The following is a 14087-nucleotide window of genomic DNA, read 5'->3' as shown; positions in this document are numbered from 1 at the left end:
GGAGGGGGACGGGCGGTCGGGGTCGTCCGCCACTGGGGTCAGCCTCGGGTGAGCAGCGAGCGCAGGAAGAAGGCGAGGTTGGCCGGGCGCTCGGCGAGCCGTCGCATGAAGTAGCCGTACCAGTCGGTGCCGTACGGGACGTAGGCGCGCATCCGGTGTCCTTCCGCGACGAGCCGCTCCTGCTCCGCCTCGCGGATGCCGTACAGCATCTGGAACTCGTACTCGTCGGGCTTGCGGCCGCCTCGGTGCGCGAGCTCCTGGGTGATGGCGACCATCCGCGGGTCATGCGAGCCGATCATCGGGTAGCCCTTGCCCGCCATGAGGATCTTCAGGCAGCGGACGTAGGCGCGGTCCACCTCGTGCTTGTCCTGGTAGGCGACCGTGGCGGGCTCCTTGTAGGCCCCCTTGACCAGTCGTACCCGGGAGCCTTCCCCGGCCAGCGCCCGGCAGTCCTCCTCGGTGCGGAACAGGTAGGACTGGAGGACGGCGCCGGTCTGCGGGAAGCGGGTCCGCAGGTCGCCGAGGATGGCGAGGGTGGAGTCGACGGTCGTGTGGTCCTCCATGTCGAGGGTGACCGTCGTCCCGGCCTCGGCGGCGGCCTCCACGACGGGCAGCACGTTGCGGTACGCGAGGTCGTGGCCGTCGGGCAGGGCCTGGCCGAAGGCGGAGAGCTTCACCGACATCTCGGCGCGCTCCCCCAGCCCCTCGCCGGCCAGGGCCTCGGCGAGCGCCAGGTAGGCGTCGCGGGTGCGGGTCGCCTCGGAGGCGTCGGTGATGTCCTCACCGAGGAAGTCGATGGTGACGTCGATGCCGCGCCGGGCCAGCGCGCGGACGGCCGTCAGGCACTCCCCCAGACGCTCACCGGCGACGAAGCGGTCCACCACGGGGCGGGTGACCGGTGCGGCCGAAACGATACGGCGGATGCCGTCGCTGCGCGAGGCGGCGAGAAGCACGGGACCCAGCACGGGGCACCTCCACAAGACTGTCGGTTGAACGGCAAGGTGAGCCACCGTGAAACCTAAGGATCGCGCTGTTCTCGGACCATCGACAGCTGTCAGGCATCCGTGTCCCGGATCTCAGACACGTGTATGAGAATGGCGGCATGAGCGAGGACTTCCAGACGCTGATCGACGAGGTCTCGGCGCTGCTGGGCACGCCGGCGACGCTGGAGAACCGGGACTTCGAGCTGATCGCCTTCGGCGCCCACGAAAGCGCCGGGGACGACGCCGAGCTGGTCATGGACCCGGTCCGGACCCGGTCGATCATGCAGCGCCGCTCCACGGCGGCGGTCCGCGCCTGGTTCGAGCGCTTCGGCATCACCCGCGCGGCGGGACCCGTGCGCATCCCGCCGGACCCGGCGGCCGGCGTGGTCAAGGGCCGGATCTGCCTGCCGGTCCGGCACGGCGGGGTGGTCTACGGCTACGTCTGGCTGCTCGACGACGGCAGCCGACCGCTGGAGGACCCCCGGCTGCGGGAGGCCATGGCCACCGCCGCCCGCATCGGCGCGCTGCTGGCCGGGCAGGCCAGGACCGGCGCCCGGCTCGGCGGGCTGCTGCGGGCCGCGCTGGCCGGGCCCCGGCAGGGCCGGGAGGCGGCCACCGCCGAACTGCGCGCCGAACTGGGCTCGGCGGCGGATGCACCGATGGCGCTGCTGGCCGTCGGGCCGTGGCGGGTCGAGGACCCGCGCGCGGGAAACGGCCGTGCGGCCGGCGGGCGGAGGCGGGCCGCGGTCGCCGAACCGGGCCGGGCGGGCGGCGACTCGCCGGCGGCGACGCCCGCCGCCGTGCCGAACGTGCCGGTGCTGACCGTGCTGGACGCCGAGGAGGCCGGGCGGCAGGCGCCGCGGGGCCCGGCGCTGGCCGCGCTGGTACGGCTGCGGGCGGCCGGCTCACTGGAACCGGCGGTGGCCGCCGCCCACCGGCTGCTCCGCGCCGGCCCGACCGGCGGCCCCACGGGCGGCGGCCCGACGGGTGGCGGCCCCACGGGCGGCGGTCCGACGGGCGGCGGCCCCACGGGCGGCGGCCCCACGGGCGGCGGTCCGACGGGCGGCGGCCCCACGGGCGGCGGCGAGCGCGGCCCGCTGTGCGTCGGCGTCAGCGCGCCGCGCTCGGGCTTGGTCGAGCTGGACGCCGCCTGGTACGAGGCGCAGGCCGCGCTACGGGCGGCACACGCCGAGCGCCGGCTCGCACCGATCGCGACCTGGCCGGGCCTCGGGCCCTACCGGCTGCTGTCCGCGCTGCCCGCCGGGGTCGCCGTCGACCCGGCCGTGCGGCGGCTGCTGGAGCCGGCGCATCGGGAGATGGCCAGAACGGCCGAGGTCTTCCTGGACCTCGCCGGTCAGGCCGGCCGCACCGCCGCGGAGCTCGGCATCCACCGCCAGACGCTGTACTACCGCCTCTCCCGCGTCGAGCAGCTGACCGGCCTGGACCTGGCGGACGGCGAGTCCCGCCTCCTCCTCCACATGGCGCTCAAAGCGGCCCGCCTGTGACCCGTCGACGACAGGACACCCGCGCCCCCGGTCGCCGAGGCGACCGGGGGCGCGGGTGTCCTGTGCCGGGTGCGCGGAAGCGCGCGCGTCAGACGAGGTTGACCGTGCGGGCGGAGGTGGCGCCGATCTGCTCGGCGATCTCCGTGAGGACGGCCGGCGGCACCGTGTCGTCCACGGTCAGCGCCACCAGGGCCTCGCCGCCCTCCTCGGCGCGCGAGACCTGCATGCCGGCGATGTTGATGCCGGCCTCGCCGAGCACCTTGCCGACGGTGCCGACGACACCGGGCCGGTCGGCGTACCGCAGGAAGGCCATGTGGTCGGCGAGGTTGAGGTCGATGTCGTGCTCGCCGACGCCGACGATCTTCTGCTGGTGCTTGGGACCGGCGAGCGTACCGGAGACCGAGACCTCCTCGCCGCTGCCCAGGGTGCCCCGGACGGTCACCACGTTGCGGTGGTCGGGCGAGTCGCTGGAGGTGGTGAGGCGGACCTCCACCCCCCGCTCCTGGGCGAACAGCGGCGCGTTGACGTAGGAGACGGTCTCGTCCACCACGTCCTCGAACACGCCCTTGAGCGCGGAGAGTTCGAGCACCTTGACGTCGTGCTGGGTCAGCTCGCCGTACACCTCGACGTCGAGCCGGACGGCCACCTCGCCGGCGAGCGCGGTGAAGATGCGGCCGAGCTTCTCGGCGAGCGGCAGGCCGGGGCGGACGTCCTCGGCGATGACGCCGCCCTGGACGTTGACCGCGTCGGGCACCAGTTCGCCGGCGAGGGCGAGCCGCACCGAGCGGGCCACGGCGACGCCGGCCTTCTCCTGCGCCTCACCGGTGGAGGCGCCCAGGTGCGGGGTGGCGACGACCTGGTCGAAGGCGAAGAGCGGGGAGTCGGTGCACGGCTCGGTCGCGTAGACGTCGAGGCCGGCGCCGGCGACCCGGCCGTCCTTGAGGGCGGCCGCCAGGGCGTCCTCGTCGACGATGCCGCCGCGCGCGGCGTTGATGACGCGCACCGACGGCTTGACCTTGCGCAGCGCCTCGTCGCCGATGAGGCCGAGCGTCTCGGGCGTCTTCGGCAGGTGGACGGTGATGAAGTCGGAGACCTCCAGCAGCTCGTCGAGCGTGACCAGCTTGACGCCCATCTGCGCGGCCCGCGCCGGCTGCACGTACGGGTCGTAGGCGACGATCTTCATACCGAAGGCGGACATGCGCTGGGCGACCAGCACGCCGATGCGGCCGAGGCCGACCACGCCGAGGATCTTCTCGGACAGCTCGACGCCGGTGTACTTGCTGCGCTTCCACTCGCCGCCCTTGAGCGCGGCGTTGGCCTGCGGGATGTTGCGCGCGGTGGCGACGATCAGTCCGCAGGCGAGCTCGGCGGCGGTGACGATGTTGGAGGTCGGCGCGTTGACGACCATGACGCCGGCCTTGGTGGCGGCGGAGACGTCGACGTTGTCGAGTCCGACGCCTGCCCGGGCGACCACGCGCAGCCGGCGGGCGGCCGCGACGGCCTCCGCGTCGACCTTGGTGGCGCTGCGGATCAGGATGGCGTCGACGTCGGCGATCGCGCTCAGCAGCTCGCCCCGGTCCGCGCCGTTGCAGTGGCGGATCTCGAAGTCGGGGCCGAGGGCGTCGATCGTGGCCGGGGACAGCTCCTCGGCGATGAGTACTACAGGCTTGCTCACTTCGGTCTCAGTCCTCACTGGTCCTGGGTGTCCCTCCCACGGCCGCCTGGACGTGGGGGATAACGGCCGCGTCCCGTCGGCCGAAGGCGGTGGAGGTATGCAGCCGCGTGGAGACGCACGACGCTGTGAGCCTGTGACGCGCTATTGGCATGCAGTGTAACGGCGTGCGGCCGCCCCGGGAGCGGTATCCCGGGGCAGCCGCACCATCGAGCTAACGGCTCGCATCGCTGTGCGACCCCTGGGCGGCTCAGGCCTCGTCGTCGACCCAGCTCATGAGCTTGCGCAGCTCCTTGCCGGTGGTCTCCAGGAGGTGGTCGCCGTCGGCCTTCTTGTACTCGTTGTACTTCGGCAGACCGGCGTTGTACTCGGCCATCCAGTTCTTGGCGAAGGTGCCGTCCTGGATCTCGGCGAGGACCTTCTTCATCTCGACCTTGGTCTGGTCGTTGATGATGCGCGGGCCGGTGACGTAGTCGCCCCACTCGGCCGTCTCGGAGACGGACCAGCGCATCTTCTCCAGGCCGCCCTCGTACATGAGGTCGACGATGAGCTTCAGCTCGTGGAGGCACTCGAAGTAGGCGATCTCCGGCTGGTAGCCCGCCTCGACCAGGGTCTCGAAACCGGCCTTGACGAGGGCGGAGGCGCCGCCGCAGAGCACCGCCTGCTCACCGAACAGGTCGGTTTCGGTCTCCTCGGTGAAGGTGGTCTTGATGACGCCGGCGCGGGTGCCGCCGATGCCCTTGGCGTAGGAGAGGGCGAGTTGGAAGGCGTTGCCGGTGGCGTCCTGCTCGACGGCGGCGATGCACGGAACGCCGCGGCCCTCCTCGAACTGCCGGCGGACCAGGTGGCCCGGTCCCTTGGGGGCGACCATGCAGACGTCCACGCCGGCCGGCGGCTTGATGAAGCCGAAGCGGATGTTGAAGCCGTGGCCGAAGAAGAGGGCGTCGCCGTCCTTGAGGTTGTCCTTGACGGACTCCTCGTAGACCTTCGCCTGGATCGGGTCCGGCACGAGGATCATGATGACGTCGGCCTCGGCGGCGGCCTCGGCCGGGGTGACGACCCGCAGGCCCTGCTCCTCGGCCTTGGCGCGGGACTTCGAGCCCTCGTGGAGCCCGACGCGCACGTCGACACCGGAGTCGCGCAGGGAGAGCGCGTGGGCGTGGCCCTGGCTGCCGTAGCCGAGGACCGCGACCTTGCGGCCCTGGATGATCGAGAGATCGGCGTCGTCGTCGTAGAACAGCTCGGCCACTTGGGTTACTCCTTGTCGAGTCTTGCCTGTGTCGGTGGTGGGTCTGGGGCGACCGGTCCACCGCTGGGGAACACGTTATGCCCGTCGGCGGTGGTCGCGGTCCGCGGTCTTGCGATGCGGGCGGCCCGCCGCGCGTCGCCTTGACGGGCGAACGCGCGGCGGGGTGGGTCAGGCGCTGCGTTCCAGGGCACGCAGCGAGCGGTCGGTGATGGACCGCGAGCCGCGCCCGATGGCGATCGTGCCGGACTGGACCAGCTCCTTGATGCCGAACGGTTCCAGCATCCGCAGCATGGCCTCCAGCTTGTCGCTGCTTCCGGTGGCCTCGATGGTGACGGCCTCCGGGGAGACGTCGACGGTCTTGGCGCGGAAGAGCTGGACGATCTCCACGATCTGCGAGCGGGACTCGTTGTCGGCGCGCACCTTCACCAGAACGAGTTCCCGCTGGACGGCGGCCGCGGGTTCCAGCTCGACGATCTTCAGCACGTTGACGAGCTTGTTGAGCTGCTTGGTGACCTGCTCCAGCGGCAGGTCCTCGACGTTCACCACGATGGTGATGCGGGAGATCTCCGGGTGCTCGGTCGTGCCGACCGCCAGCGAGTCGATGTTGAAGCCGCGGCGGGAGAACAGCGCGGTGATCCGGGCCAGGACGCCGGGCTTGTTCTCCACGAGGACGGAGAGCGTGTGCTTGGACATGTCTGGTTACTCTCTCGCTCGCTGGTCAGTCGTCGCTGTCGCCGAAGTCGGGGCGGACGCCTCGGGCCGCCATGACCTCGTCGTTGGAGGTGCCGGCCGCGACCATGGGCCAGACCATGGCGTCCTCGTGGACGATGAAGTCCACGACGACCGGGCGGTCGTTGATGGCGTTGGCCTTCTCGATGACCGCGTCCAGGTCGGCCGGGTCCTCGCAGCGGATGCCGACGCAGCCCATGGCCTCGGCCAGCTTGACGAAGTCGGGGCAGCGGGTGCCCTGCGGCGGGGTCTCGGCCGGTTCGGCGTCCGGGCCGCTGTGCAGGACGGTGTTGGAGTACCGCTGGTTGTAGAACAGGGTCTGCCACTGGCGGACCATGCCCAGGGCGCCGTTGTTGATGATGGCGACCTTGATCGGGATGTTGTTGAGCGCGGCGGTGACCAGTTCCTGGTTGGTCATCTGGAAGCAGCCGTCGCCGTCGACGGCCCAGACCGTGCGGTCCGGCGCGCCGGCTTTGGCGCCCAGCGCGGCGGGCACCGCGTAGCCCATGGTGCCCAGGCCGCCGGAGTTGAGCCAGGTGGCGGGCTGGTCGTACTGGATGAAGTGGGCGGCCCACATCTGGTGCTGGCCGACGCCGGCGGCGTAGATCGTGTCCTCGGGCGCGAGCTGTCCGATGCGCTCGATGACCTGCTGCGGGGAGAGCGAGCCGTCCTCGGGCAGGTCGTAGCCGAGCGGGTAGGTCTCCCGCCAGCGGTTCAGCTGCTGCCACCACTCGCTGTGGTCCCCGGTGTTGCCGGCGGCCTGCTCGGCCTGGACGGCGACCACCAGGTCGGCGATGACCTCGCGGGCGTCGCCGACGATCGGCACGTCCGCCTCGCGGTTCTTGCCGATCTCCGCCGGGTCGATGTCGGCGTGGACGACCTTCGCGAAGGGGGCGAAGGAGTCCAGCTTGCCGGTGACCCGGTCGTCGAAGCGGGCGCCGAGGGCGACGATCAGGTCGGCCTTCTGGAGCGCGGTGACGGCGGCGACCGTGCCGTGCATGCCGGGCATGCCCAGGTGCTGCGGGTGGGAGTCGGGGAAGGCGCCGAGTGCCATCAGGGTGGTGACGACGGGCGCGCCGGTCAGCTCGGCCAGGACCTTCAGCTCGGCGGTCGCGCGGGCCTTGAGGACTCCGCCGCCGACGTAGAGGACCGGTCGCTGCGAGCCGCTGATCAGCCGGGCCGCCTCGCGGATCTGCTTGGCGTGCGGCTTGGTGACCGGACGGTAGCCGGGCAGGTCCGGGGTGGGCGGCCAGCTGAAGGTGGTCTGCGCCTGGAGCGCGTCCTTGGAGATGTCCACCAGGACCGGTCCCGGCCGGCCGGTGGAGGCGATGTGGAACGCCTCGGCGATGGTCCGGGGAATCTCGGCCGGGTCGGTGACCAGGAAGTTGTGCTTGGTGATCGGCATCGTGATGCCGCAGATGTCGGCTTCCTGGAAGGCGTCGGTGCCGATGGCCTTGGAGGAGACCTGGCCGGTGATCGCGACGAGCGGCACGGAGTCCATGTGCGCGTCGGCGATGGGCGTCACCAGGTTGGTGGCGCCGGGCCCCGAGGTCGCCATGCAGACGCCGACGCGGCCGGTGGCCTGGGCGTAGCCGGTGGCGGCGTGGCCGGCGCCCTGCTCGTGGCGGACGAGGATGTGGCGGACGCGCGAGGAGTCCATCATCGGGTCGTACGCGGGCAGGATCGCACCGCCCGGGATGCCGAACACGGTGTCGGCGCCGACTTCCTCGAGCGAACGGATGAGGGACTGGGCGCCCGTCAGGTGCTCGACGGGGGCGGGCTGCTGCCCGCCGCTACGGGCCCGCGGCTGCGGTCGGGGGGCCCCGGTGGCCTGCTCGGTCATCGGTCTTCTCTTCCCGGCTGAGGTGAGGGTGGTGGCACTCGGATGTGATGCGGCGCCGCCGCTGTGCGGTGTCGGTCGAGCACTGAGGGTTCCTGAGGGTTGCTGATGGTTACGGAACCCGGTGGTCGGCGGCTGGTGGCTTTGAGTCGGTTTCGGGAGGTTCGGTCGTGTCGCGCCAGGTCACTGGTGCAACAAAAAACCCCTCGTGCCGTGAGGCAGGCGAGGGGAGCGCGTCGCTGTCGTCGCGGGTCATCGTCGTGGCCCGGTTCAGTCGACGCGCTTTCCAATTACGAGAAGTCGGGTGCGCATGGCACCGACCTTCCTCCGATCACCCACCGGGTGTCAAGTGGGTGGGACGGAAGTCTCAGAATGTGGTCGGAGCGGGGAGTGCACCACGGGGTCCGGAGTGGCCGCGCCACCCCTTCTGACCGGCAGCGATCCGGCGACCACCACCGAGCGACCGCCGCCCCGGCTGGGCTGCGCGGGCACGCCGGCGACCGGCAGCGGATAGGCTCCGCCGCCCAGCGCCCGACGCAGCCGGTGCTCGTCCAGCGCGCTGGAGAACACCGCGCCCTGGGCGTGCGTACAGCCCAGCGCGCGGAGCGCCGCCGCCTGCTCGGGCAGGTCGACCCCTTCGGCGTAGGAGTCCGTGCCGAGCTCCCGGGCGATGCGCAGCAGCCCGGCGGTCAGCTTGTACAGCCGGCCTGACTCGGTCAGGCTCTCCACCAGCGCGCGGTCCAGCCGCAGGACGTCGATCTGGAGGGCGCGCAGCGCGGCGACCGTGCCGTGGCCGCAGCCCATCGCGTCCAGCGCGATGCGTACGCCGAGGCGGCGCAATGCGGCCAGCCTGACCTCCAGCTCGCCCAGGCTCACCCGGGGATCGTGCTCGGACAGCTCCACGACCACGTCCTCCGGCGGCAGGCCGTGCCGCTCCAGCAGGGCGGCGAACGCACGGCCGTCCAGCGCGCGGTCGGTCAACCGGCCGGCGGGCACCCGTACGACGACCGGCACCCCGAGCCCCGCACCGCGCCGGGCGGCGGCCCTCATCACCGCCTCCTCCAGCATCCAGCGGTCCACCTCGGCGATCCGCTCCTCGCTCCGGGAGTCGGCGGCCCGCCGCTGGCCCTGCCGCAGGAACTCGCCGGGGGTGAAGAGGATGCCCTGGGAGGACCGCCACCGGGGCTGCGCGGCGACGGCGGCGATGCGCCCGCTCTCCAGGGAGACGACCGGCTGGTGCAGCAGGACGAACTGGCCCTCGGCGAGCGCGGTCCGCAGCCGGCCGGCGAGCTGGGAGCGCTGCGCCATCTCCGCCTGGAGCTGCGGCGCGTAGAGCTCGACGCGGCCCTTGCCGGCCTGCTTGGCGCGGTACATCGCCAGGTCGGCGTTGCGCAGCAGGGTGCTGGGCGCGATGCCGGGCTCGGCGAACGCCACGCCGATGGACGCCGCCACCCGCACTTCGGTACCCGACTCCACGACGTAGGGCTCGGAGAGCTTCAGTCGCAGCCGGTCGGCGATCTCCAGCACCCGCATCTCGCGTTCGGCGCGGTCCGGGCTTCCCTCGCCGATGATCAGGGTGGCGAACTCGTCGCCGCCGAGGCGGGCGGCGGTGTCCTGGGCGCGGACCGACTCCAGGAGGCGGCGGCCGGCCTGGACGAGCAGTTCGTCGCCGGCCTGGTGTCCGATGGTGTCGTTGACGGCCTTGAAGCCGTCGAGGTCGATGTAGAGGACGGCGGCGTCCCGGTCGGGCCCGTCGGTGTCGCGGCGGCCGCCGAGCGCCTGCTTGACGCGCTCGGTGAACAGCGCGCGGTTCGGCAGGTCGGTGAGCGGGTCGTGGGAGGCGTTGTGCTGCAACTGGGCCTGGAGGCGTACGCGTTCGGTGACGTCGCGGCTGTTGAAGATCAGCCCGTCGCGGTAGCGGCTGACGGTGGACTCCACGTTGAGCCAGCTGCCGTTGCCGTGCTGGAAGCGGCACTCCACGCGGGTGGAGGCCTCCTGCCCCGGCGGAGTGGTGAGATAACGCCGGACCTCGTGCAGGAACCTGCCGAGGTCCTCGGGGTGGATCAGCGCGGAGAGCGGCGAGCCGACGAGTTCGGCCGCGGGCCGCCCGTACACCCCGGCCGCGGCCGGGCTGACGTAGCGCAGTACGCCCTCGCAGGAGGCGATCATGATGACGTCGCTCGACCCCTGCACCAGCGACCTGAAGTGGTGCTCTTTGTGGGCGAGTTCACGGGCGAGGCGGATGTTGTCCAGCAGCATGATGGCCTGCCGGACCACCAGCGCGAGCGCGACGGTGCAGGCGGTGGCCAGGACGACCTGGTCCACCTCGCGCCGGTCGCCGAAGTTGTAGAGCGCGCCCAGGATGCACACCGCGGCGGCGAGATAGGGCGTGAGCGCGGCGAACACGCCCGCCACCTGCCTGGTCTCCTCCTCCCGGTTCGGCGCGGCGCGCTGCGGAACCCCGCCCGCCCAGGGCGCGTAGGCGAGCAGCAGCGAACCGGCGAACCAGCCGGCGTCCAGCAACTGCCCGGAGGCGTAGCTCTGCTGGAAGAGCGGCGCGGTGAACAGCGCGTCGCACAGTACGGTCAGGCCGAGCGCCCCGGCCGCCGTGTTGATCACCGAGCGGTCCACCGAGGAGCGCCGGAAGTGCAGGGCGAGGACCATGCTGACCAGCACGATGTCCAGCAGCGGATAGGCGAGTTGGGTGGCGGCCTGGGCGACGGAGCCGTCCCGCCAGTCGTCCGCGTGGGTCAGCGCCAGGCTCCAGCAGAGTGTGAGCAGCGAGCCGGCGATCAGCCAGACGTCCAGCCCCAGGCACACCCAGCCGGCCGTCGTGACCGGCCGCTTGGCCAGTACCAACAGCCCGACGATGGCGGTCGGGGCGAAGAGCAGGAAGAAGAAGTCGGCCAGGGACGTCTCGGGCACGGGTTGCCCGAGGACGAACTCGTACCAGCCCCAGACGGCGTTCCCCATGCCGACCATGGCGGAGGAGACGGCGAAGAGCAGCCAGGCGGGCCGGTGCCGGCCGGCGGCACGGCGCGCGTAGAGCAGACAGGAGTAGGCGGCCAGGAACGCGGCGGCGGCCAGCCCGAAGTCGCCCATGAAGACGGCCAGCCGGTCCGAGCCCCAGCCGAGCGCCGCGCCGGTGGCGTATCCGGTGCAGCCGACGACCAGCAGGAGCTGCGGCAGCAGTGGATGACGGCCGAGCAGGGCCGGCGGGCGGGCTCCGGCGGCGCCCGGCGGGTCGCGGTCGACGGTGGACGGGGAGGTGCGCACGCCGGGGACGCCGCCGACCGGTCGCGCGCCGGAGAGCCCGTGGGCGCCGTGCGCGCTCATCGCGCCGGCTCCCGCCGGGTCGGCCGCACCCGCCGTACACTCAGCGTGAGTCCGGCGTCCGTCATCCGATAGTTCGTCCATTGGCCGCGCATTCGCCCGTCGCCCCCCTGGGTGTCCTGGTATCGCCCCGTCCGGACCATACACCAATCGGTCACTCAGCGACATAGCGCCTCTACAGAGCGTGACTTACCGGGGGTATTCTGCTACGCATCGCGCACATTCGCGTTCGAAGCGTGGTATAGGGGGCGCGAGGGAACAACAGGCGCCCCAACACGCGCCGGGCGGCGCCCCCTACGGCGCACGGGCGGGACGGGCGCCGCGCGTCGCCCGTCCCGCCTCCACCGATGCGTCGCCGACGGTCCACTCAGCCCTGCGAAGGCGGCTCACCGCTCACCGCCACCACGTTCCGTAGCGGCTCCCCGTCCGCGAACCGCCGCAGCTGGTCCGCCAGCAGCCGCTTCGCGCGCGGCAGGAACGCCGAACTCGGGCCGCCCACGTGCGGGGTGACGATCACTCCGGGCGTCCCCCACAGCGGGTGTCCGACGGGCAGCGGCTCGGGGTCCGTCACGTCCAGCGCGGCCAGCAGGCGGCCGGCGCGGGTCTCGGCGAGCAGCGCCTTGGTGTCCACGACGCCGCCCCGGGCGACGTTCACCAGCAGCGCGCCGTCCTTCATCCGGGACAGGAAGCCGGCGTCGACCAGCCCCCGGGTTTCCTCGGTGAGCGGTACGGTCAGCACGACGACGTCGGCGTGCGGCAGCAGCTCCGGCAGCTCGGACAGCGCACGCACCTCTCCGCGCCCGACCTCGCGGGCGCGGCGGGCCACCCGGTCCACCCGGGCGACCTCGAACGGGAGCAGCCGCTCCTCGATCGCGGCGCCGATCGCCCCGTAGCCGACGATCAGCACGTTGCGGTCCGCCAGCGCGGGCCGGATGACCGGACGCCAGCGCCCCTCGACCTGGTCGGCGAGGAAGTCCGGCAGTCCGCGCAGTGACGCCAGGATCAGGGTCAGCGCCAGCTCGGCGGTGGAGGTCTCGTGCACCCCCCTGGCGTTGCACAGCCGCACCCCCGGCCGCATAGTCTCCAGCGCGGGCGCGACGTGGTCCACCCCGGCTGTCAGCGTCTGGACGACGCGCACGGCCGGCATGTGCGGCAGCGGCTCGACCGCGATCACCGGGCCCTTCATGTACGGCACGGTGTAGAGCACGCAGTCCGCCGGGTCGGCCGGGAACTCACCGCCCTCCCAGAAGCGGTACTCGAACGCGTCGGGCAGTCCGTCGATCTCGGTCGCGGGTATCGGGAGCCACACCTCGGAAGAAGCCATGCGCTCAGCGTAGGACGACCCGACGGAGCTCCACCGCCCCGGCGGCCCACCGACGGACCGTCACCGGCGACCGACTAGGGTCTGTCTCCGGCGGGGCAGGAGGGAGCACGTCCAGGTGGAGCGCAGGACAATCGGCGCGGGGGCGCTCGAGGTGGCGGCGATCGGACTGGGCTGCATGCCGATGAGTTGGGCCTACAGCGCCTCCGAGCAGCGCGGCGAAACGTCCCTGCGGGCGCTGCACGCCGCGCTGGACGCGGGCGCCGCCGACTCCTCCGCCGCCCCCGGCTCCTCTTCCGCCGGCCGCCTGCCGACTCTGCTGGACACCGCCGACATGTACGGCCCCTTCACCAACGAACTGCTCGTCGGCCGGGTGCTCAAGCAGCGCCGGGCGGAGGCCTTCGTCTCCACGAAGGTCGGCCTGCTCGTCGGCGACGGACACGTCGTGGCCAACGGCCGCCCCGGCTACGTACGGCGGGCCTGCGACGCCTCGCTGCGACGCCTCCAGACCGACGTCATCGACCTGTACCAGCTGCACCGCGCCGACCCCGAGGTCCCGGTCGAGGAGACCTGGGGCGCGATGGCCGACCTGGTCCGGGCCGGGAAGGTGCGGGCGCTCGGGCTGTGCGCCGTCGGGGCCCGCGGCGGCCGACGGCCCGCCCGTGACGGCCTGCACTCCTCGACACTGGCCCAACTGCGCCGCGTCCAGCAGGTGTTCCCGGTCAGCGCCGTACAGGCCGAACTGTCCGTCTGGTCGCGCGAGGCGCTGGACACCCTGCTGCCCTGGTGCACGGCGCGCGGGGTGGGGCTGCTCGCGGCGATGCCGCTCGGCAACGGCTTCCTCAGCGGCCGGCTCACCCCCGGCAGCGGTTTCGAACCGGACGACGTCCGGGCCAGGCACCCGCGTTTCACCGCCGAGATCATGGCCGCGAACCAGCCGATCGTCGCCGGACTGCGACGCGTGGCCGCGCGGCACGGCGAGCCCACCGGACCGGACGCGGTGACGCCCGCCCAGGTCGCGCTGGCCTGGCTGCTCGCGCGGAGCCCGCACGTGATCCCCGTCCCCGGCACCAAGAAGCCCGGCTGGGCGCGGGAGAACGCGGTCGCCACCCGGCTGCGGCTGACACCGGCCGACCTGGCGGAGATCAACGCGCTGCCACCCGCCCAGGACTCCTGGGTGTGAGGTCCGGGAACCCTCCCGCACCGGCTGCCGCGCGGGGAACACCGGACGCCGCCCGATCGTCCTTCGGGTGTGATGTGCTGGCCGGGGTAACTCCGACGAGAGGAACACCGTGCGACGCTCAGGTCCGACGGCCCTGCCCGGGGTCGCGCTGACGGCCGCCGCGCTGCTGCTGACCGCCGCCTGCGCCGGCGGTCCGGCCACCGGGAACGGCCCGACCGACGACCCCACGCCCACCACCGCTGAGCCCACCGAGCGCGGCGAGAGTCCCACCC

General features: G+C 72.7%; 9 protein-coding genes. 2 read left to right on the top strand and 7 right to left on the bottom strand.

Translation table 11 applies throughout. From position 1 onward, the window contains the following. Positions 1-38: 38 nt before the first annotated feature. Positions 39-965 carry a proline dehydrogenase family protein gene (locus FNX44_RS14565; protein ID WP_143648660.1) on the bottom strand — a complete coding sequence of 309 codons (927 nt, stop codon included), beginning with the start codon at positions 963-965 and terminating at the stop codon, positions 39-41. A 137-nt stretch (positions 966-1102) separates the two neighbouring features. Here FNX44_RS14565 and FNX44_RS14560 point away from each other — a divergent pair, with 137 nt between their 5' ends. Beyond that, positions 1103-2488: a PucR family transcriptional regulator gene (locus FNX44_RS14560; RefSeq protein WP_143648659.1), complete on the top strand. Its 1386-nt coding sequence runs from the start codon at positions 1103-1105 to the stop codon at positions 2486-2488. Positions 2489-2576: 88 nt separating this feature from the next. On the opposite strand, the gene serA is transcribed toward FNX44_RS14560, so the two are convergent. The 6 genes from serA to FNX44_RS14530 form a co-directional block, all read right to left on the bottom strand. Continuing rightward, positions 2577-4163, bottom strand: coding sequence for a phosphoglycerate dehydrogenase (gene serA / locus FNX44_RS14555; protein ID WP_143648658.1), 1587 nt, complete (start codon positions 4161-4163; stop codon positions 2577-2579). A 247-nt stretch (positions 4164-4410) separates the two neighbouring features. Then, entirely contained in the window at positions 4411-5409 is a 999-nt protein-coding gene (gene ilvC / locus FNX44_RS14550; RefSeq protein WP_143648657.1) for a ketol-acid reductoisomerase, read from the bottom strand. Positions 5410-5577: 168 nt separating this feature from the next. Continuing rightward, positions 5578-6102 (bottom strand): acetolactate synthase small subunit, encoded by a 525-nt coding sequence (gene ilvN / locus FNX44_RS14545; RefSeq protein ID WP_143648656.1) that lies wholly within the window; start codon positions 6100-6102, stop codon positions 5578-5580. A gap of 25 nt (positions 6103-6127) precedes the next feature. Continuing rightward, entirely contained in the window at positions 6128-7981 is a 1854-nt protein-coding gene (locus FNX44_RS14540) for an acetolactate synthase large subunit (RefSeq protein WP_143648655.1), read from the bottom strand. Positions 7982-8323: 342 nt separating this feature from the next. Further along, positions 8324-11314, bottom strand: coding sequence for a putative bifunctional diguanylate cyclase/phosphodiesterase (locus tag FNX44_RS14535; RefSeq protein ID WP_143648654.1), 2991 nt, complete (start codon positions 11312-11314; stop codon positions 8324-8326). 364 nt (positions 11315-11678) lie between these two features. Beyond that, positions 11679-12635, bottom strand: coding sequence for a 2-hydroxyacid dehydrogenase (locus FNX44_RS14530; RefSeq protein ID WP_153507282.1), 957 nt, complete (start codon positions 12633-12635; stop codon positions 11679-11681). A gap of 115 nt (positions 12636-12750) precedes the next feature. Here FNX44_RS14530 and FNX44_RS14525 point away from each other — a divergent pair, with 115 nt between their 5' ends. Continuing rightward, positions 12751-13815 carry an aldo/keto reductase gene (locus tag FNX44_RS14525; RefSeq protein ID WP_143648653.1) on the top strand — a complete coding sequence of 355 codons (1065 nt, stop codon included), beginning with the start codon at positions 12751-12753 and terminating at the stop codon, positions 13813-13815. Positions 13816-14087: the final 272 nt, after the last annotated feature.

Source organism: Streptomyces alkaliterrae, assembly GCF_007097205.2.
GTDB classification, from domain to species: Bacteria; Actinomycetota; Actinomycetes; order Streptomycetales; family Streptomycetaceae; genus Streptomyces; species Streptomyces alkaliterrae.
Note: the sequence above shows the minus strand (reverse complement) of the source record. Positions and strands in the feature narration are given on the sequence as shown.

What these genes read in the sequence shown, in the direction of transcription:
- FNX44_RS14530 (WP_153507282.1), bottom strand. Translation starts at nt 12,635, where the DNA reads ATGGCTTCTTCCGAGGTGTGGCTCCCGATACCCGCGACCGAGATCGAC.
- ilvN (WP_143648656.1), bottom strand. Translation starts at nt 6,102, where the DNA reads ATGTCCAAGCACACGCTCTCCGTCCTCGTGGAGAACAAGCCCGGCGTC.
- FNX44_RS14540 (WP_143648655.1), bottom strand. Translation starts at nt 7,981, where the DNA reads ATGACCGAGCAGGCCACCGGGGCCCCCCGACCGCAGCCGCGGGCCCGT.
- FNX44_RS14560 (WP_143648659.1), top strand. Translation starts at nt 1,103, where the DNA reads ATGAGCGAGGACTTCCAGACGCTGATCGACGAGGTCTCGGCGCTGCTG.
- FNX44_RS14535 (WP_143648654.1), bottom strand. Translation starts at nt 11,314, where the DNA reads ATGAGCGCGCACGGCGCCCACGGGCTCTCCGGCGCGCGACCGGTCGGC.